This is a genomic window from Leptospira perdikensis, assembly GCF_004769575.1.
Classification (GTDB): Bacteria; Spirochaetota; Leptospiria; order Leptospirales; family Leptospiraceae; genus Leptospira_A; species Leptospira_A perdikensis.
The window spans coordinates 381,023-401,043 of the sequence record NZ_RQGA01000003.1; the positions used below are offsets into that span (position 1 = coordinate 381,023).

At 39.8% G+C, this 20,021-nt stretch carries 19 protein-coding genes; 11 read left to right on the plus strand and 8 right to left on the minus strand.

What is annotated here, in order from left to right; genetic code table 11:
• Window position 1 precedes the first annotated feature (1 nt).
• The gene (gene lepB, locus EHQ49_RS03140) at window positions 2–601 is read right to left on the minus strand and encodes a signal peptidase I (RefSeq protein ID WP_244241318.1); all 600 of its coding nucleotides are present in this window, start codon (window positions 599–601) and stop codon (window positions 2–4) included.
• Between the two features lie 95 nt (window positions 602–696).
• On the opposite strand from lepB, the gene thrC reads away from it, so the two are divergent.
• Genes thrC through EHQ49_RS03155 form a run of 3 tightly spaced genes read left to right on the plus strand, consistent with a single transcriptional unit; the run spans window position 697 to window position 3,967 of the window.
• A complete protein-coding gene (gene thrC, locus EHQ49_RS03145) occupies window positions 697–2,046 on the plus strand; it encodes a threonine synthase (protein WP_135576254.1) in 1,350 nt (449 codons plus the stop codon).
• A 50-nt stretch (window positions 2,047–2,096) separates the two neighbouring features.
• A complete protein-coding gene (locus EHQ49_RS03150) occupies window positions 2,097–2,807 on the plus strand; it encodes a hypothetical protein (protein ID WP_135576256.1) in 711 nt (236 codons plus the stop codon).
• Window positions 2,807–3,967 carry an LIC10486 family protein gene (locus tag EHQ49_RS03155; protein WP_135576258.1) on the plus strand — a complete coding sequence of 387 codons (1,161 nt, stop codon included), beginning with the start codon at window positions 2,807–2,809 and terminating at the stop codon, window positions 3,965–3,967. The genes EHQ49_RS03150 and EHQ49_RS03155 overlap by 1 nt, the downstream gene beginning before the upstream one ends.
• Window positions 3,968–4,116: 149 nt before the next feature.
• On the opposite strand, the gene leuS is transcribed toward EHQ49_RS03155, so the two are convergent.
• Window positions 4,117–6,720 carry a leucine--tRNA ligase gene (gene leuS, locus EHQ49_RS03160; RefSeq protein ID WP_135576260.1) on the minus strand — a complete coding sequence of 868 codons (2,604 nt, stop codon included), beginning with the start codon at window positions 6,718–6,720 and terminating at the stop codon, window positions 4,117–4,119.
• A gap of 553 nt (window positions 6,721–7,273) precedes the next feature.
• Between leuS and EHQ49_RS03170 the strand changes: the two genes are divergently transcribed.
• Complete coding sequence (locus EHQ49_RS03170; protein WP_135576264.1) at window positions 7,274–8,050, plus strand: ABC transporter ATP-binding protein; 777 nt, start codon at window positions 7,274–7,276, stop codon at window positions 8,048–8,050.
• The gene (locus tag EHQ49_RS03175) at window positions 8,047–10,590 is read left to right on the plus strand and encodes an ABC transporter permease (protein ID WP_135576266.1); all 2,544 of its coding nucleotides are present in this window, start codon (window positions 8,047–8,049) and stop codon (window positions 10,588–10,590) included. The genes EHQ49_RS03170 and EHQ49_RS03175 overlap by 4 nt, the downstream gene beginning before the upstream one ends.
• A gap of 57 nt (window positions 10,591–10,647) precedes the next feature.
• Here the strand turns inward: EHQ49_RS03175 and fcpA are convergent, their stop codons facing one another.
• The gene (gene fcpA / locus EHQ49_RS03180) at window positions 10,648–11,550 is read right to left on the minus strand and encodes a flagellar coiling protein FcpA (RefSeq protein ID WP_135576268.1); all 903 of its coding nucleotides are present in this window, start codon (window positions 11,548–11,550) and stop codon (window positions 10,648–10,650) included.
• A gap of 232 nt (window positions 11,551–11,782) precedes the next feature.
• Here fcpA and EHQ49_RS03185 point away from each other — a divergent pair, with 232 nt between their 5' ends.
• The 3 genes from EHQ49_RS03185 to panB are packed head-to-tail and all read left to right on the plus strand — an operon-like array spanning window position 11,783 to window position 13,905.
• Complete coding sequence (locus EHQ49_RS03185; protein ID WP_167482981.1) at window positions 11,783–12,646, plus strand: ATP-binding protein; 864 nt, start codon at window positions 11,783–11,785, stop codon at window positions 12,644–12,646.
• 4 nt (window positions 12,647–12,650) lie between these two features.
• A complete protein-coding gene (gene folK, locus EHQ49_RS03190; RefSeq protein ID WP_135576272.1) occupies window positions 12,651–13,124 on the plus strand; it encodes a 2-amino-4-hydroxy-6-hydroxymethyldihydropteridine diphosphokinase in 474 nt (157 codons plus the stop codon).
• Window positions 13,099–13,905: a 3-methyl-2-oxobutanoate hydroxymethyltransferase gene (gene panB, locus EHQ49_RS03195; protein ID WP_135576273.1), complete on the plus strand. Its 807-nt coding sequence runs from the start codon at window positions 13,099–13,101 to the stop codon at window positions 13,903–13,905. The genes folK and panB overlap by 26 nt, the downstream gene beginning before the upstream one ends.
• A 79-nt stretch (window positions 13,906–13,984) precedes the next feature.
• Here the strand turns inward: panB and EHQ49_RS03200 are convergent, their stop codons facing one another.
• Genes EHQ49_RS03200 through EHQ49_RS18725 form a run of 4 tightly spaced genes read right to left on the minus strand, consistent with a single transcriptional unit; the run spans window position 13,985 to window position 17,528 of the window.
• A complete protein-coding gene (locus EHQ49_RS03200) occupies window positions 13,985–15,034 on the minus strand; it encodes a 3-deoxy-7-phosphoheptulonate synthase (RefSeq protein WP_135576275.1) in 1,050 nt (349 codons plus the stop codon).
• A 2-nt stretch (window positions 15,035–15,036) separates the two neighbouring features.
• Window positions 15,037–15,378: a rhodanese-like domain-containing protein gene (locus tag EHQ49_RS03205; RefSeq protein WP_020776119.1), complete on the minus strand. Its 342-nt coding sequence runs from the start codon at window positions 15,376–15,378 to the stop codon at window positions 15,037–15,039.
• On the minus strand, window positions 15,378–17,318 hold the full coding sequence (locus EHQ49_RS03210; protein ID WP_135576278.1) for an ABC-F family ATP-binding cassette domain-containing protein: 1,941 nt from the start codon (window positions 17,316–17,318) through the stop codon (window positions 15,378–15,380). Before EHQ49_RS03210 ends, EHQ49_RS03205 begins: the two co-directional genes overlap by 1 nt.
• Window positions 17,319–17,366: 48 nt before the next feature.
• Window positions 17,367–17,528: a hypothetical protein gene (locus EHQ49_RS18725; RefSeq protein WP_002977273.1), complete on the minus strand. Its 162-nt coding sequence runs from the start codon at window positions 17,526–17,528 to the stop codon at window positions 17,367–17,369.
• Between the two features lie 110 nt (window positions 17,529–17,638).
• Here EHQ49_RS18725 and EHQ49_RS03215 point away from each other — a divergent pair, with 110 nt between their 5' ends.
• Window positions 17,639–18,475, plus strand: coding sequence for a YihY/virulence factor BrkB family protein (locus tag EHQ49_RS03215; RefSeq protein WP_135576280.1), 837 nt, complete (start codon window positions 17,639–17,641; stop codon window positions 18,473–18,475).
• On the opposite strand, the gene EHQ49_RS03220 is transcribed toward EHQ49_RS03215, so the two are convergent.
• Window positions 18,460–18,873, minus strand: coding sequence for a hypothetical protein (locus EHQ49_RS03220; protein WP_135576282.1), 414 nt, complete (start codon window positions 18,871–18,873; stop codon window positions 18,460–18,462). The two genes, EHQ49_RS03215 and EHQ49_RS03220, sit on opposite strands and share 16 nt — an antisense overlap.
• Window positions 18,874–19,027: 154 nt before the next feature.
• On the opposite strand from EHQ49_RS03220, the gene EHQ49_RS03225 reads away from it, so the two are divergent.
• Window positions 19,028–19,468 (plus strand): hypothetical protein, encoded by a 441-nt coding sequence (locus EHQ49_RS03225; RefSeq protein ID WP_135576284.1) that lies wholly within the window; start codon window positions 19,028–19,030, stop codon window positions 19,466–19,468.
• Window positions 19,449–20,021: an LIC12231 family lipoprotein gene (locus tag EHQ49_RS03230; protein ID WP_135576286.1), complete on the plus strand. Its 573-nt coding sequence runs from the start codon at window positions 19,449–19,451 to the stop codon at window positions 20,019–20,021. The genes EHQ49_RS03225 and EHQ49_RS03230 overlap by 20 nt, the downstream gene beginning before the upstream one ends.

The window sequence follows — 20,021 nt, forward strand, 5'->3', positions numbered from 1 at the left end:
GTTAAAAATAGAAAGTCACTTTGCCTTTGATTTTTTCTACAGGAACAAGTCCAAACGAACGGGAGTCTGTTGAATATTGCCTGTTGTCACCAAGAAGAAGATAATAACCTGGGGGAATTCTCCCTTGTTTGTCCATTGCGAGGAAAGGAGAATTATGACGGTTTAAAAATATGGAAGCACTTGGCTCACTTGTATAGGTTCCTTTCGGAAGATAGTTTTCCAATAATTCAGTAGAGTCTATGAGGACACGCCCTGCTTCAATGGAATAAAATTCTCCAGGTAAACCTATCACACGTTTAACGACAAGGTCATCCTCTTGGCTTACAAAAAGTACCAAATCTAGTTTGTTGATTTTTGGATCTGTATAAAGAAGTTCCGTTCCAAAGAATTTGGCAGAAATGGCAAATCCACCTTTCCAAACAAAAACCACAGATCCATGTTCCAAGGTCGGATACATGGAATTTCCTTGGATGGAATAAATTTGGAATAAAAAGATTCGAACAAATAGCAGGAAACAGAGAAATAGAAAAATAAGAAGGCTACGACGGGTGTATCGTTTGAATTTTGCCCAGAGGCGGGAGACTTTAGTTTCTGTTTCCATATCCATCAAAAAACGATAAAAATCATTCGTGCATTTTTCCCCTTTCTCCAGAATGGAAAAGGAACTTTCCGTAAATCTGAAGCCTAGAGAAGTCTATGTCACTTACAAAATATCAATTCCGAGCACAGTTTCGTTGCACCAATGAATCTTGTGGCAAAACCTATCCCCTCCACCAAGTGATTTATTCCTGTGAAGTTTGCGGGGAACTTTTAAATGTCGAACATGATATAGACAGCCTCAAACAAGTTTCGGCAAAAGAATGGAAGGCTGAATTTGAATCTAGGTTCCGTTCTAGCCAATTCCCGAATGCTTCTGGGGTTTGGGGGAAAAAAGAGTGGGTCCTTCCCGGAATTAGTGATGAAAATATCATCACTTCGGGAGAAGGAACAAGCCATTTGTATGATGCTTCACGGTTTGCAAAAGATTTGGGACTAGCTAGCCTTCATGTCAAACAGTGTGGGGTTTCTCATACTGGCTCTTTTAAAGATTTAGGGATGACCGTTCTTGTGAGCCAGGTCAATCAAATGATAGCAGACGGAGTGCCCATCAAAGCGGTGGCTTGCGCGTCGACTGGTGATACCTCGGCAGCTCTTGCTTCTTATGCAGCCAAAGCAGGGATTCCTTCCATTATACTTTTACCTGCTAACAAAGTATCAACGGCGCAACTCATCCAACCCGTGGCCAATGGCGCATTAGTTTTGGCTTTGGAAACAGACTTTGATGGTTGTATGGCAGTGGTGAAAGAACTCACCAAAGAAAAATCGATTTATCTTGCCAACTCTATGAATTCACTTCGGATTGAAGGCCAAAAAACAATCTCTGTCGAAATTACACAACAGTTAGGTTGGAAGGTACCGGATTGGATTGTGATTCCTGGTGGAAATTTAGGAAACGTTTCGGCCCTCGGAATGGGATTTGAAATGATGTTGGAACTTGGTCTTATTGATAAATTACCAAGAATTATTTTAGCTCAAGCCAAAAATGCAAGCCCCCTCTACGAATCGTTTAAGAAAGGTTTTGCGGACTTCTCTCCGGTGATAGCGGAAAAAACGTTAGCTTCTGCGATCCAAATTGGGGATCCAGTTTCCGTAAAAAAAGCCATCCGTGTTTTAAAGAAATTCAAAGGGATTGTGGAAGTAGCCTCGGAAGAAGAATTGGCCAATGCGGCCGCTCGTGGGGACCTTTACGGACTTTATAACGACCCTCATACGGGTGTGGCTCTTGCGGCACTTTTGAAATCGGTAGAATCGGGTGTGGTTGCGAAGGGTGAGTCTGTGGTTGTGATCTCTACAGCGAATGGGCTCAAGTTCACAGAATTCAAATTGGCCTTCCATGAAGGGAAAATCCCTAACATTGATGAGAAACTGAGGAACAGAATCCAATCTTGCAAACCAAACATCAGCGGAGTGATGGAAATCCTAGGCAAACAACTGAAGAAATCATAAATCGCTAGACAAATCCCCTACATGTTGGCAAATTTTTTCAGTTTACCGGTATGTCTCAAGAGATCCAACTAACTTCCCAGTTCCGCACCTCTGTGGATCATGCCGTGGAGGTAGGAAAAAAGATCTCGATGATCACTTACGTGATGGGGGATATCGGTGAGGCCAAACTCAAATACATTTTGTTCCGAATTTTAGGTTCTGTCGGTCGTGAAGATTTAATGGAACTCTTTTACACGGCAGCCAAAGAACTCATCGTCAATTCTACGAAGGCTGCGATCAAACGAATCATCTTTGAAGAACTAAAACTCAACATTCAAAATTTAAATGATTATGAAGAAGGGATGAAACTCTTTAAAACCAGCCTCAATGAAAGAAAATTCCCCACATACAAAAAGAAAATGAGGGAGACTGGTCTCTATGTAAAGATCACTTGCATTTACCAAAAGGACAAAATTGACCTAGAAATCAGAAATAATTTTCCATTATTGCCCATTGAAGCAGAACGAGTAAAAGAAAAGTTTATTAATGCGAAAAAGTATGATAATCTATTCGAGTTCTTTATGGAACACGGCGATAGTACGGAGGGAGCAGGAATGGGAATTACAATGGTAGAAATATTATTGTCTCAGTCTGGTTTTGACCGTCGTTTACTCTCTATATATTCATCAGAAAGGAAAAAGGAAACAGTAGCGCGTGTGGAAGTACATCTAAGTGAGATTCCAAAATCCACAGAAACACACGAACAATTGTTTGTAGAATAATGTCCGAATTAAGCTCAAAAGCAGACCAACTCAAAAGACAAGCAGACCTCATTGGTCTGACAAGAGAAGCCGTGTTTACGGATGAACAAGCCAAGGAAGTACTACAAGGTAAAATTACAGACGGTTACCTAGTAAAAGTCAAAATCGACTTGGACAGTTTGAACGGAATGGTTCTCATCCTTGTATCTTCCATTCGAAAACATGTAATGGAATTGTATGCTGTAGTAGGAACATCTCCCACCTTTAGAAGAATCCGAACTTTTGCAGATCATGTCCAGATCTCAACCGACTTAGGAGATATTGGGAAAACTGGTGGTTATGACCCTGCAATTTCCGAGAACATTGGTCGCGCAGTGCACAGAGCTTTCACTAAAGAGAAGTTAGAAGAACTACTTCCCCTTTGGCAAAAAAAAGATCCTTCTCATATTGCTGAAATTTTAGAAGCACCTATCCTTGCTGCTACAAAAGGTAGGAATATTAAACTCCAGGCAGAAGTAGACAAACTGTCTACGGCAAAGTTTCGGTATGAAAACCCAATGAAAGGTGTGATCCTTCCTATCCCAAAACCAGAAGACGAATCACCATCTGCAAAAGATGCTTCGGTTCCGGGAGTTTCCACCGAACCGGCAAAAGGTGAACTTTCTTCATTGGAACGTCAGATTGCCCAGTACCGAGCGTCTTTTCCAAAAGAATTGAATATGAAAACTGTTATCTCCCCGATCAACGGTGTAGAGTTTGATAATTTGGTTGAAGGTATGGAAATTCTTTTTCGAGTTCCTACAGAAACTCCCGAAGGACTCACCAATGCACAAATACTAGGTCTTATTGATGAGGAAGGAAAAATTGCAAAAGATCCAGTGGTTGGAAGGTTTCTTGGAATTGCTGGTAACAAAACAGAATACCATATCTTCGCAGAAGGTCCGAACCAATACTTACTTCATTCTGTGGAAGAACATCCGGTGAAAGTTGCTATTCCCAAACCCGCTGCTATGGCAAGTGCACCAAACAAAAGTTCTGCTGCACAAGGGCAAAAGAAAAAAGTTGGGAATACTCAGGCCCAAGAATCTAAGTCGTCAGGTGCCAACTTGTTTATGCTTATGGGTGCCTTTGTGACGATTGTCCTCTTTGGAGTATTGATTTTTGTGATGGTGATTTTATAAGGTTAAGTTTTAGAACTAAAAAATCCCTAACCCTTCAGAGAGTGGAAGGTAAGGGGTTTTTGTTTTATCAATTGGTTTTCAACTTTTGAAAATAAATTAAACCTTCCGTTCTTGGATTTAATTTATTTTAATTCAGAACGAAAAGAAAACTATCCCGCAACCACTATGTTCACGAGTTTTCCCTTCACATAGATTTCTTTTTTGATTTCTTTGCCTTCCCAAAATGGTTTTGCTTTTTCTACAGCTTTGGCAAGACTCAAAACTTCCTTCTCTTCAATATCTCTTGGTGCAAGAAATTCACCCCGCATCTTTCCATTCACTTGAATGACTATGGTGATGTTCGCATCAATTAAATACTTCTCATCCCATTTTGGATAAGGATGGTAAGCCAGAGATTCTTTGTAACCGAGTTTGACCCAAAGTTCTTCCGCCAAATGAGGGGCAAAAGGAGAAAGTGCGAGAACAAAAGGCTCTAAAACTTTTTTAGGTTTTCGAGGATTACTTGTGAACTCATTGATAAAGATCATCATTTGCGACACAGCTGTGTTGAATGAAAAGTTATCAATATCGTCTTTTACTTTTTTAATGGTACGATGAAGTGTTTTGAGTTCGGCTTCGTTTGGTTCGATATCTTCTACAAAGAAGGATTCGTTCTCCCCAGAATGGAAAAGTCTCCAAACTCGATTTAAAAATCGAAACACTCCATCGACTCCGTTTTTACTCCAAGGTTTGGACATTTCAAACGGACCCATAAACATTTCAAAGAGACGAAGAGTGTCGGCTCCAAATTCGGAAACCACATCATCTGGATTGACAACGTTTCCACGAGACTTAGACATTTTTCCTTTGTCCTCACCCAAAATCAATCCTTGGTGGACTAACTTTTGGAAAGGTTCTGGGGAAGAAACATGGCCTAAATCAAAAAGAATTTTATGCCAAAATCTAGAATATAACAAGTGCAATACGGCGTGTTCCGCCCCACCCACATAAACTTCCACAGGCATCCAAGCTTTTTCGAGTTCTGGATCAATGAGTTTGTCGTTGTTTCTTGGGTCGATATAACGAAGATAATAATAACAAGATCCAGCCCATTGCGGCATGGTATTGGTTTCTCTTTTTCCCACTTCACCCGTTACAGGATCTGTATACACAAGCCAATCTTTTGCTAAGGCAAGAGGAGATTCACCGGTTCCTGAAGGTTTGAATTCTTCTAAGTCAGGTAATACTAATGGAAGTTCTGTTTCCGATAGTGCTTTTGGTGTTCCATCAGCAAAATGAACCAGAGGGATGGGTTCTCCCCAATAACGTTGTCTCGCAAAAAGCCAATCTCTCAGTTTGAATTGGATTTTTTTACGACCAATTCCCTTGTCTTCGGCCCAAGTAGTCATGGTTTGGAAAGCATCTTTGTAAGATTTACCATCTAACTTAATTTCGGCGGAGGAAGAATTGATACAAACAGAGTCTTTTGAATCAAAAGCAAGGTTTGGTTCCATCTTTCCATCGATGACTTGTTTGATGGGAAGTTGGAATTTTACAGCAAAGTCATAGTCTCTTTGGTCGTGAGCAGGAACAGCCATAATGGCTCCGGTTCCATAAGAAATTAAAACATAATCAGAAATATAAATCGGAACTTTAACAGAAGAATCCGTAGGCAAACTCGCATAGGATCCCGTAAAAACTCCGGTTTTATCTTTATTCAGTTCGGTTCGTTCCAAATCACTTTTTAGAGAACAATCTTTTTGGTATTTCTCCACAGCAGATTTTTGTTCCGCCGTAGTCAGGTCTTTGACCAAAGGATGTTCTGGGGCAAGGACAAGGTAAGTGGCACCAAAAATTGTATCAGGTCTTGTTGTATAAACTGTGATGTCTTTCGACAAAGATGGAACAGGGAAACTGAGTTCCAATCCTTCGGATTTCCCAATCCAATTTCTTTGCATCTCTAATGTCGATACAGGCCACTCACAAAGAGAAAGATCGTTTAATAGACGTTCGGCGTAAGATGTGATGCGCATCATATATTGGCGCATGGGTTTTCTTTCTACAGAATACCCTTTTGATGTCCATTCTTCTACTTCTTCGTTGGCAAGAACGGTTCCAAGAGCTTCACACCAGTTGACTGGGATATTTGCTTCATAAACCAATCGAAAATGGGATAAAATATCTTCTTTTTCCTTGCGAGATTTGGATTTCCAATCGGCAGAAGAGAACTGAATTCCTTTGGGGAGTTCTTTTCCTTCAAAATAAACAGATCCTTCTGTTTCGAAAGTTTTGATGAGTTCTGCAATGGGAACCGCTTTGTTTAACTTCCTGTCAAAGTAGGAATTGTAGATTTGAAGGAAAATCCACTGGGTCCAGCGGTAATAGTCCGGATGAGTTGTCGAAATTTCTCTTTCCCAGTCATAAGAAAGGCCAAGGCTTTTGATTTGGCGGCGAAAGGTATCAATATTGTTCTTTGTGGTGGTGCGAGGGTGGACTCCCGTAGTCATCGCATATCGTTCTGCTGGTAAGCCAAAAGCATCCCATCCCATGGGGTGAAGGACTTCAAATCCTTCCATTCGTTTCAGTCGTGAAATGATGTCGGTCGCAGTGTATCCCTCAGGGTGGCCTACGTGAAGTCCGGCGCCACTTGGGTAGGGAAACATGTCTAAACAATAGTATTTAGGTTTGGTTGAGTGTGCGTTTGTGCGAAAGGTCTGGTGATCGTCCCAGTGTTTTTGCCATTTTTGTTCAATATCTTGGAATGGATAATTCATCGACTAACGTAGAGAAAGTGTAGTAATTCTACTTTCTCACGGAGTCGATGATTTTTACAAGCTTTTTGAAACTCTTGGACAAACAAACTTTGCAGAGATTGTATTGATAGAGGTTTGTGACGGATCCACATTCCGCACAAGGTTTAAGATTGTTGATTTTCACATTCATAAAGTCTGCAGTTTTTATCTTTGTATTGCATTCGAGCATTCTATATTTACCTGTATGAGTCCGCTTATCGACAGTGCTGTTCATAACTCCTCAAAAATCCCAAAATTGGGGGGAGGGGAAACACTACGATGAAGTTACTTTATATGAAACTAGCCCTTTGGGGTCAAAAAAAATTAGGATGTACGCCCAAAAAGATAAGTAAAATTTTGTCAGATTTTTTTTCAATCTGTGCAATATAGTTGGAACGAAAATGAAAATTGAAAAAATTATAACTGTTATGGAAAAAATTGAAAAATCGGTGTTAGGTGGTATTTTTTCTGATAAATGCCCGTTATTAGTCATGTCTTTTTTGTTAGGTGATAAAATCTTTGGGGGAAAAACCTAGTGTTGGAATTTAAAAATGTGTTTAAGTCATTCCACAATGAATCGGAAACGATTGATGTGTTGAAAAATATTTCATTTCGCATTGAAACAGGTGAATTTGTAGCGATTATAGGCCCATCAGGCTCAGGTAAATCAACACTTCTTGGTGTAGCAGCCGGTCTAGATAAGCCGGATACAGGTATTGTTTCCTTGGATGGTATCGATATCACAAAGGAGAATGAATCAAATTTAGCTGATTTACGTGCAGATCGCATTGGTTTTATCTTTCAAAATTTCCAATTACTTCCTGGCCTCAATGCAATTGAAAATGTAGGAATCCCTTTGTATCTAAAATCATCACTGACAGAAGCAGAGATTTTAAAAAAGTCGGAAAAAATATTAGAATCTGTATCTATGTCCCATCGTGCCACGCACTTCCCAAAACAATTGTCAGGTGGTGAAGAACAAAGAATAGCAATCGCAAGAAGTTTTGTGAACGATCCAAAGATTATTTTTGCTGATGAACCGACTGCTAACTTAGATTTCAAAAATAGCAAAACAGTTTTGGATCTTTTATTATATAGAAACAAAGAACAAGGCACAACTCTCGTTGTGGTAACACATGATCCAGATGTAGCAAAACTTGCTGATCGTGTTTTAGAAATGAAAGATGGGGAAATTGTTTCGGATTCTCGTAATCAAAAGAAAACAATTTCTGGTTCTTCCAAAAAGTTATCGGTTAAAAAGACCACCAAACAAAAGAAAACGAATATTACTTCTAAGAAGGCGCGTCGATGAAGGCATCTCTGTTTCGTTTTTACCTGAAACGGGAGTTATTTTCCAGGTTTCGGTATTCACTGCTCATTGTGGTTTCCATTACTCTGGGTGTGGGTTCTGTGATTGGAATCCATTCTTACAAAGACAATACGGCAAATGCCATCAAAAGAGAGGCAAAGTCGATTATGGGGGCCGATATTGCCCTCCAATCCCCCCAAGAAATCACAAAAACCGCAGAAAAATTGGTCGAAACTAGCCTTCCGAAGGGTTCGGAAACCAGTGCTTCCATCCAATTTTTATCGATGATTTCGAATGAATCGGGGGAAGAAAACTCTCTTAGTTTTATCAAAGCGGTGGAGACCAATTATCCTTTTTACGGGGAAATGAAAACCGAACCAGAAGCCGCTTATCGCAATTTAAAACCAAATCAAGTTTTACTTGATAAGTCTCTTGTGGAAAATCTCAAACTAAAAATTGGCGATCGAGTGCGGTTGGGTGATAGCTTACTCGTGTTAGCTGGTATTGTGGTAAAAGAACCGGGTGCTGTTGGTTCTTTTGTAGGTTCAGCTCCGGGTTCCATCATTCGTAGAGATACCGCCAACCAAACGGGGCTTGTGCAGAGAGGAAGTCGGATTCGTTATACGATCTATGCGAAATTTCCAGAAACCGTAGACAGTTTGGGTTGGAAGGACAAAGAGTTTGAAGCTTTAATCAAAGAAGATTTAACTATCTATCACAATACAGAAGTCAATTCCGGCTCCCAACAGTTTATTAAAAACACATTTGATTATATGGCACTATTGGCTTTAGCAGGATTTTTCTTAGGAGCCATTTCTGTTTATACTGCGGTAAGGACTCGGTTACTCGAAAAAAGAAACGAAATTGCGATTCTTATGTGTCTTGGTGCCAAACCCAATGTGATTTTACTTTTGGTTTTTGCTGAAATTTTAATCCTCTCTATTTTCGGCACCAGTCTTGGGCTTGCCCTTGGTTATGGAATCCAATCCATCTTACCTGATATCAGTGGGCTTATGGCTGTAGAAGCGGGGATTGTTTTTGGTTTATCTTTTTCTTCCATACTATGGAGTGTAGTGCTTGGAGTTGTACTTCCTTTACTCATTTCCATTCCACTTGTTTTAGAAACAAGATCGGTAAAACCTTTAGCAGCCTTAAAGGAAGTAGAATCACAAACCAGTGGTAATTTATCCACTTCCAAATGGCAATTTGGATCCTTTCTTTTGATTTATCTTCTATTTACAAGTCTTGCCATCCTCGAAACAGAAAGTATCTTCAAAGGGATTCTTTTTACATTAGTTTTGTTAACATTGCCTGTTCTTGTATATGGATTGTATATCCTTCTTGGACTTTTTATTACGAGAATTTCTAAACTTGGATGGTTATCGAAAGAGTGGAGCCTTGTTACCAAAAAAGTAACCCGTAAATCAGGTGCCCTTCGCCTTTCTATCATCGGACTTGGATCAGCACTTTTTATCCTCACCTTATCGCTCATCTTACAAGAGAGTTTACTCGAGCTCAGTGGTGCGAGAGAAATCGAACGTAGACCCAATATGTTTCTTTTGGATATTCGAGAGACGCAAAAAAATGACCTCCTAACGGCGATTAAAGAATTTCCTGTGGAAAAACAATACTTGGCTCCTGTGATTGGTGCGAGGTTATCTAAAGTCAATGGAGAACCCATTAAAAAAGAAGATACCATCAAAAATGCAATGGACCGAAACTGGCGAGCCACGGCAAGAACCCGCGAATACTTTTTATCCTACCGAGACGATTTGTATGATACGGAAGAAGTGACCAAAGGGGCTTGGTGGGACGAATCGGGGCGAAATGAAATCTCTGTGGAACGGGATTTTGCAGGTTATTTACAAGCGGGAGTGGGTGACGAACTCACCTTCAATGTCCAAGGCCGTGAGGTTTCTGGAAAAATATCCAACTTACGTTCGGTGAACTGGGCAGATATGAAACCAAACTTTGTGGTGCTCTTTTCTAAGGGAATTTTGGAGAAAGCGCCCCGGTTTTATATTGTTTCCTTACTCATTGATTCTAGTGAAAACAGATACCAATTACAAAAGGTCATTGTGAACCAGTTTCCCAATATCACTGTGATTGATACGGAAAAAACCATCCAAGCCTTTATGGGAATTTTGGAAAAGGTGACTCAGATGATGGCCCTTATGACTGCTTTTATTTTGGCCGCTTCCTTTGTCCTCGTATTTACAACGTTATATGCAAGCCAATCGGAAAGAAAAAGGGAGTTTGCGTTGTTACGAGTGATCGGTGCCAACAGCCGTTTTATGGTAAAACATTTTCTTCGTGAAGCCTTACTTGTTTCTGTGATTTCATTTTTACTGGGACTGATCTATTCTGTTGGATCTAACGAAGTTTTGAATCGATCAGTTTTAGAACTAAGAAGTGTGTATCCTTACGGACAACTTAGCTTAGTGTTTCTTGGAATTTGTTTGGTAACGGTAAGTTTGTATGTTTTAGGACTTTTTAGTTTCTTTCGAATGCCAACGAAGACAGTTCTGAAGGAAATCAAATAAAACAAAAAAGCCCGGGGTTAAAGCCGGGCTTTCTCATTGAAAGAGATGTTTTCGGGATTATTGTGCTACCGAAATAACCTCATCTCGGTTGATTACGTTAACAATATGTTTGTATTCAGGAGAATCCTTTCCATATTTTAACTCAGTGGCACGTAGTAAGTGAACGTTCTTTTTGTAACGATACTTGAAGAGCATATCATCTGGTCCTTTAGACTTTTTGATCATGTTTTCTTCGAAGCTATATGCACTTGCAAGATACTTGTGAGCAGGATATTCTTTCTCGTTATCATCGATTTCGATGTAAAGTTCAAGAATTGGGATGGTTTGAGGAAGATTTTGTAGGTCATACTCAGCCATAATCCAAGAACGATAAACGTCAGAAAGAAGTCGTTTGAACTCAGGTCTTTCTCTTAAGTCAGGGTTTTTAATTTCATCAAGGTGATTGATCGCTTTGGAGAAGTAGTTGAGAGCGTCTTGTTTCGCTTTCATTTTTTCACGGTAAACTACACGTTCTTCTCTAGCTTTACGATCAACTTTTTGCCAGTACCATTTTTCATCTAAGCGTTTCTTTTCAGCTTCTTCTTTGCGGTACTGTTCAACCCAATCTCTATTTTTCATAACGGTATTTACACCGGATTGGTAGTTTGAAAGAGCTAAACGGAATTGGTTGTTTGCGAAAGTTTTAGAAAGTTGGTGTAACTCTTGGAAAGTTTTGTTATACCCTTTAAAATCAGGATTCTTCCAAAGAGATTCCTGTTCCATAATTTCTTTCTTTCTCTTCTTTTGGTCTTCGGTAAGTTCCGCATCGTCATTCTCAGGAACGAGTTCGCCTTTGAGAAGTTCGTCGACTTGGTCTTTAGCCGCTTGGCTATCTTGAGCGTTCGCAGGCTGAGTTTGTGCGAAAAGCACACTGAAGCCGGACACCAGTTGGAGAATAAGGAGATACTTAATAATCTTCATAGTCGTGTGACCCTTTTGTCTCTTTCAATATTTGAAGGAATAGGTTTATCTATTTCTTCAATGAAAGTATCGGAATGGCAAGAGTCAATAATAACGAATTAAAGAGGAAAAAAACCTAATTGTGAACTTTTTCTTCCGATTCGCTTTGATTTAAAGGGACATAAGTCCTTAAACTCCTAAAAAATCTCATTCCTTGACAGCGTAGTGAATTCGAGAAGATTGCTCCTTGGAGATGAATTTATCCGAAATTACTTCCATCCGAGACGGAAATCCGCAGTGTAAAACCTGTGGAGGGGTCGGAATTACCTTGGCAGAACATGTCCGGGGATCTCGTTCCGGAGCCCTCGTCCTTTGCCACTGTATAGGTAGTGACTGTAACACTTGTGAGTCGAAAGGGCAGGCCCCTTTTATGACTTTTGACAGGAAACTGGACAAAATGCTACCTTGTGTTTGTCATAATGCACGGTTTTCCCTTCGCAATTGGGAGAATTTAGTCGAAAAAGCCAACATTCCGGCACGATACCGCTTCCAATTTTTGTCCACAATCGACATTGGAGATACAGCAAACGACCCAGATATGTCTTTTATCATTGCTCACGACTGGGCCAATGAACTGGTCCATAAATTTAAAAATCCGGATTTTTCCCCACAAGGTTTTTACCTTTGGGGTGGGACTGGGTCTGGGAAAACCTTACTTGCTTGCGTCATATTAAATGAACTCATCTTTCGTTATGGGATCACTTGTAAGTATGCAAAGGTAAACAAAGACTTTCTCTCTGCAATTCGAGATACTTACCAATCCGACAGCGAAACTCATGGGCAGGAACGTTCCATAGAAAGGGAATTTGCCAATGTGGATGTTCTTATCATTGATGACTTCGGAGTACAAAAAGAATCCGAGTTCAACAATAGAAAGTTATACGACCTAATTGATAGCCGTTATGAACAAGAGAAACTCACACTTCTCACTTCTAACCATTCTCTAGTGGAGTGGAGGGATCGGGGTCAAGGGCGTATTTACTCAAGACTTATGGAAATGACCAAAGAAATTGAACTCAAGTGTCCGGACTATCGCACTAAGTTTGTAAAGAGGTAAGATCATGAAGTATTCCAATATTGCCTTTTTGTCTCTGGGTTCTAACATCGGTGACAGACATCATTTTATGGACCAGGCAATTTGGGAAATTTCTACCTTACCTGAGGTACAAATTTTAAAACAATCGGAAAGATTAGAAACAGCCCCACTCGAAAATACAAACCAACCATATTTCTTAAATCAAATCTTAAAAGTTATGGTATCCTCTGCACTCACACTTCCTTGTTTATTAGATTCCTTACAAGAAATCGAAGACAAACTCGGTCGCAAACGTAGGTCTTGGAAGGGTCCTCGCGAAATTGATATCGATATTCTTACGTACGAAGCCGTAGTGATGAAAACGGACTTTTTGCATTTACCACACCATTCACTTTATTCTAGACCTTTCATTAAACAATTGTTAACCGATATGGGGGAAATTGGAGTGTATGCACTCTTTTTGGAACTAAACCATGAAAAACATTATTCTACAGTATAAAAAAAAATACGATGCCGGAGAACCCATCTCTGTAATCACTTGTTACGATTATACCTTTGCCACTCTCTTTAATCGAACGGAAATCGATTGTTTACTTGTAGGTGATTCTCTCGGGATGGTCATCCAAGGAAACCATTCCACACTTCCCGTAACTTTGGATGAAATCATTTATCATACAAAAGCGGTTTGTAAAGGGGCTCCTGACAAAACGATTGTCGCCGATTTACCATTTTTATCTTACCAAACATCCATTGAAGAAGGGATTCGTTCTGCGGGCCGAGTCCTCAAAGAAACCAACGCTTCTTGTGTCAAACTAGAAGGGGATTCTGAATTTATCATCGAACTCACACGACGGATGACGGAATCAGGGATCCCTGTATTTGCCCATTTGGGACTTACACCTCAATCGGTTCACACTCTGGGGGGACATCGTGTCCAAGGAAAAACGGAAGCCGCTCGCTCCAAAATGGTTCGAAAAGCCAGAGAACTAACTGATGCAGGCGCCTTTGCATTATTACTTGAAATGGTTCCTGAATCCTTAGGAAAAGAAATCACAGAATCCATTCGGATTCCAACGATTGGGATTGGTGCCGGTAAATATACATCCGGCCAGGTACTTGTGATGCAAGACCTATTGGGCCTCAATGAAGACTTCCATCCTAAGTTTCTAAAGAAGTTTGGGAATTTGAGTGGGCCAGTGAAGGATGCAGTGAATGCTTATCATCGCGAAGTATCGAAACGTGAGTATCCATCGGAAGCCCACGCATTTTCTGATACTTAGAATTCTCTAGTTTGGTTCGTTTGAAAAGAGTTTGTATGATACCTTTTCTCTCAAACGAACCTAAATAGGAATCGTTAGTTTATTTTCTCTTTTTTGCTGATTCCGCCAATCTTTCGAGCATAGGAACAGTCGTTTCCCAAGAAACACAAGCATCTGTGATGGACTGCCCATAAGTCAGAGGTTTTGCATCAATGGACTGGTTTCCTTCTTTTAAGTGGCTTTCAATCATCACACCTAAGATGTAGTTACTACCATTGGCAAATTGTTCTGCCACAGCATCGATCACAGCTGGTTGTTTTCGAAAATCTTTTTGGCTATTTCCGTGAGAACAATCCACCATTACTTTCGGAGGAAGACCAGCTTTTTCAATTTGTGATCCAACCTCTTTTACAGACGCCTCATCAAAGTTAGGTCCTTTGTTTCCTCCACGTAAAATCACGTGAGTGTCTTTGTTTCCAGCTGTTCGAAAGATGGCACTACTTCCTTGGTTGGTAACAGAAAGGAAATGATGGCTAGAACTTGCGGAACGAATGGCATCCACTGCAATTTGAACATTTCCATCGGTTCCATTTTTAAAACCAATAGGTGCAGAAAGTCCTGATGCCAATTCACGGTGCACTTGGCTTTCTGTAGTTCTTGCCCCAATAGCACCCCAGGCAACTAGATCTGCAATGTACTGTGGGGAAATCACATCTAAAAATTCGGTTCCACAAGGGATTCCCATATTGTTCAAATCTAACAAAAGTTTACGAGCCAGTTGGAGGCCTTTGTTGATATGAAAAGATCCGTCCAAATCTGGATCATTGATGAGACCTTTCCAACCTACAGTAGTTCTTGGTTTTTCAAAGTATACTCTCATCACAATCAGAAGTTCGTTTTTGAATTCTTCGATTTTTGGTTTGAGTTTGGATGCATATTCCATCACGGCACCAATGTCGTGAACTGAACATGGTCCAACAACGACTAACATTCGCTTGTTGTCTTTGCCATGGATGATATCAGAAATTTCACTTCTGGTGCGAACAACCACTTCACATGCTTGATCGGTCAAAGGATTTTCTTCCATAATTACGGAAGGAGGGATCAGATTATGTTGTTCTAAAATTCTTAAATTGGCTGTAGGTTTCATAATTAATACTTTTGCATGGAAGGATCGACTAAGTCAGAATAAGCAAGAGTTCCACCAGCTACGTTTTTGTAAGATTTAAACCCAGCTTGGGCTAAAATTCCACAGGCCATTCCAGACCTTCCGCCCGAACGACAGTACACTAAAATTTCTTTATCGATTTGGTTTTTGATTTCTTCGATACGAGCAGCAAGTTCACTAACGGGAATGAGTTTGTCTGTGCCAGGAACTAGGGCAATTTGTTGTTCGTTAGGATTTCTTACATCCAATACAAAAAAATCATCCTTTCCTTCTGCACGTGCATCCAATCGTTTTTTAAAACTTACTACATCAATTTCCGGTACCATTATGTGACTCCGCCCATTTCCTCTAGTTCTAGAGTTACATCCTCCCAACGTTTCGTAAGGAGTGCAATCTCTCTTTTAATATCGTTATAAGTGTCCATTTCCAACTGAAAACTTCTGTTTTTAAAGAACTCTGGGTCCTGTAAAAGTTCCTCTTTGTCCTTTTTATTTTTTTCCAGTCTTTCTATTTGGACTTCCAAATCGGCAATTTCTTTCTCTAATTTTTTTCGTTTGTTTTTGCTGGCTTGCGGATTGGCTTTTTTTTCTTCAAATTTAGATTTGCCGGCGGAATTTTGAGTAGGAGATTCTGTTTCGTCTTCTTTGTGGAACTTGAGGTAATCGTCAAAACTGCAATTTAGGTTTTGTAACACTCCACCAGAGAGTTGGAAGGTGCGGTTACAAAGTCCCTTCATAAAATCGGGATCGTGACTGATGATGAGAAGACTCCCTGGAAAATCAATCAGGGCCCGTTTGACCGCTTCTCGAATCACAATGTCCAAATGGTTTGTCGGTTCATCTAAAAATAGGCAATTGGTGGGGTGGTTCACAAGAAGGGCAAGTCTGAGTCTACTTTGTTCTCCACCTGATAGATGTTTTACGGACTTAAAAACCCCGTCACCAGGAAAGGCAAAATGTCCCAGTAGGGTTCTTGCTTTTTCTTCGCTAAGCTCTGGGTATTTTTTGACTACGGTTTCGACTAAGTTTAGGCTTTCGTCCAGGTCTTCCCCATGCGTTTGGGAAAAATATCCCAGTTTGGTTTTGGGGCCATAATAGAGAGATCCCAAGTCCAACTTATGCCTTTCCAAAAGACAACGCATAAGTGTTGATTTTCCTGCTCCATTCGGGCCAACTAACGCCACTTTGTCGCCAGCAGAAATTTCAATTTCTGCATTTTGAAAGATGGTTTTTTTCACACCTGTATTTTTATCGGGATAAGAAAAGGAGGCATTTTCTAAACGAAGGATGATATTACTCGAAGGAACAAATTGGAATTGGTAGTCTGGTTTTTGGTTCCAGAAAGATTCTTCTGGATTGTCTAGTTTGTCTCTTTTTTCCAATCGTTTGATGACAGATTGGACCTGTCTTGCTTTTGTCGCTTGGGCGCGAAATCGTTCCACCCATTCCATTCGGCTTTTTAGATAAGTTTCTTCTTTTTGAAATTGGGCTTTTAGTTGTTCTTGGATTTCATTTTTAGCTTCAAAAAATTCTTCCAAACTTCCTTGGAACTCAAAAGTTCCATGAGGATTGATTTCAATAATGGTATCTACGGTTTGGTTTAAAAATTCTGGATCGTGAGTTACAAGAACAAAGGCTTGGTTTTGAGATACTAAAAAGTCAGCTAACCAAGATTTGGTTTTATCATCCAAATGGTTTGTTGGTTCATCTAAAAGTAATAAATTATGTGGGTTGAGGAGTGCTATGGCAAGACCAATGCGGTGGTGGTAACCCGGAGAAAATTCTTTGGTTTTCCGAATGAAGTCAGCGGTAGAAAATCCAAGGCCAGAAAGAATTTTTTTCGCACGAGCTTCTAGGCCGTGTAAGTCGTGTAAGTGGGCAAATTCTTCTAAATCACTTTGTTCGTGGAGTAAATCTTCAAAAGTTGGATCTTCGTGGTCGATCGTTTCGAATTTAGATTCGATGAGTTTTCGTTTTCCATCATACTCGGCATAAAGTTTGTTTTCATCGAGAACTGTGTCTATAACAGAAGTGTCTGGCGAAAATTCGGGGATCTGTTGGAAAAGGGAAAGGACGGTGTTTTTGGAACGAATGACTTCCCCTGATTCGGGTTTCATCTTTCCGGCCGCCATTTGGAAGAGGGTGGTTTTTCCGGAACCGTTCGGGCCAACAATAGCAACACGACATCCTGGTTTGATATGCCAGCTGAATCCCTCAAAGAGAACTTTGGGGCCGAAATGTTGGTGGATTTGGATGAATTGGATCAAGGGTGTGAAAACCCGCCAATGAGGCGGGGGATTTAGGAAGGACTAACCTTATTTCTTGGCTAGAAGTTCCGCCTTTCTTTCACGAAGGTGTCTTACATAAAGGCTTGATTCACCATTCATGGTTTCAACAGACTTTTTGATGGCTGCGTCAATTTCGTCTACAGTCATCTTTGCGATTTTTTTGTTCTTATTTTCTTTTTCTTCTGACATGGAAGTTTTCCCCTTTTAGGTACGTCACTGAGATTCTTCCAGGGTTTCCTCGGTAAATGAGACTGCAAGAAAAATAAGACAAAAATACAGACAAGTTCCAAACTGACCGCATGAAACGCCTCCGACGATTTTTCAGTGAAGTGTACTTGTACGATGTCCATGGCCTGGCTTCGGAACTTTCGTTTACCTTCCTTTTGACCTTGTTTCCACTCCTGGTTGTTTTTGTGACTTTGCTCGGGCTTTTACAAGATCCAAAAACCATCAATTTGATGACGGACCAAATCGGAAAATTTTTACCTGCACCTATTTTTCAACCCATAGACAAAAGTGTTGAGAATCTAACAAAAGTTAAAAGTTATAATGTGATCGCTCTTAGTATTGCCATTTCGTTTTTTTCGAGTTTGACCATCTTTGGAACCATATCCAAAGCACTTCGGTTTATTTCTCGGGATGAAACTAAGGTTGGTTTTATCGCTTCGCAGTGGATCAACTTTCGATTACTTGTGATTTCTCTCTTATTACTGGTTTTGTATTTTTATCTGACTTATGGACTGGTTGCTACAGAACGGTTTTTGTTTCAAAAATTTCGGTTTGGGTTTTTTAGATACAATCCATACTTATCGGTATCACTGATCTCTTTGCCTTATTGTGTAGGACTATTTACATTCTATTATGCTTATATTACTAAAGCAAAAACTACCTTAAAAGAAAATTTACCTGGTGCGATTTTTGCGTCGTTACTCGTTCTTGGGATGAGTTTTGGATTTCAAGGTTATCTCAAAATGAAAAACGTTGGAGTGAATTATTCCTTAGCTTATGATTTAATTTCTAAAATGGTAGTGTTGATGTTGTATACTTATATCAACTCTACTTTTTTTATTTGGGGATTTTTATGGAACCAAGTCCTTGCCGATGATCGAAATAAAAAATCTCATTCTAAAAAATAATCGGGTTCTAAGATTCTTGGGCAAAAGGAGATAATGATTCCAAAATAGTGGCGTGCCAAGGAATGAAATAACCATTCTCCGCCAGAAGAAAGGATATCATCGGCATCAAGGTCGGTGTATCCTTTTTTATGAAACAATTGGTCAAGACTCCAGTTTTCTTCCCCTGGAATCACTTGGACTTTGAGGTGGGCGTAAAATTTATTTTCTAATCTATGATAACGAAAAACTAAAGCCCTTCCACCTAACGGATTTCTGATGGTAAAGGTGAGCCAAGAAGGAAAATCATTTTCTGGTTCTGAACTCAAGTGGTAAAGTTCCCAACCTACATCCTTAGCATTTCCGAAAAATTCCTGAAAACTGGAAGTAAAAGCGGATTGGTATTCGGTTGTGATCCCCATTTGTTTTTTTGATAGAAATGGAACCCCAGATTTAAGGCAAATTTTATCTCAAATTTTCTAATAAAGTTTTGAAATGTTTTTTGAAAAAGAAAGGGAAATTCCGGTTTCCCTAAGAATGAGATTCGTTATGATGGGGACTTGAGGTTTGTAACCTATGATCGAAACCATCAATATCAACTGGCCAAGCGGAGCCATCGATCCCGTTATCCATTGCCCTGCCTGCGGTAGTCTCGTACTCAGTCCTTTAGAAGAAGAAGGGCCTGGTTGCCATCACATTCAATTCATCATTGATAGTGAATCTGGCGAATTTAACTACATCACCGAAGCATTTGATGAAATTTTAAAAGAATTTCGTAAACCGGATGTGGAAGAATTTGATGAATGGGATGCCACTGAAGTTTTTTTAGAAGAATCAGAATCTAATACATTCTACGTAATGAATTTAATTTTACCTAGTAATGTTTCGATTGAAGATGATCCTGTTTGTTTACGTATTGGATTCGAATTATTTTTTTCAGAAGACCAAGAAGAATTGTACGAAGAATTAGAAAGAAGACATGACGAGGAAGGTTTACATGACCATAGCCAAAACTAAAATTTCATTGATAGGACTTTTGATTGTTGCTACTTTTAGTTTTACAAATTGTTTGATCAGTTATAAGGATCATCCGAAAATTCTTCCCCTCCCTTCGGAAGAAAAAACAAATGATGCTAACTTTGTTTATGTTCTCCCTACATTTCCCCAAGTGAATTTAGGAGGCAGGGAAGCTCTCAAGAATTACTTTCAAAACAAAACTCGTTTTAAAAACACAGTGGAAGGAGTAGATGTTCCGAAAACTGGGTATTTGGTGAATGTAAAAGTAAATTACCGATCGCCGTCTCCGGAAGCAACGGTGTTTTTAGGAATTTCTACTCTTACGGCTACATTACTCCCTGCTTGGTCTACACAAGATGGTTATGATGTACAATACCTTCTCTATAAAGATGGGAAGAAAGTCGGAAATTACGAATACCATATCTTTCGAAATTATGCGCAGTGGCTTTTGTTTGTTCCGATTTCTTGGTACAATTTTGAAACTGCAACAGAAAGAGAAGTGTTCGAAAGAACCACACTTAAGTTTTTTGAGGATGCTAAGGAACATTTCTAA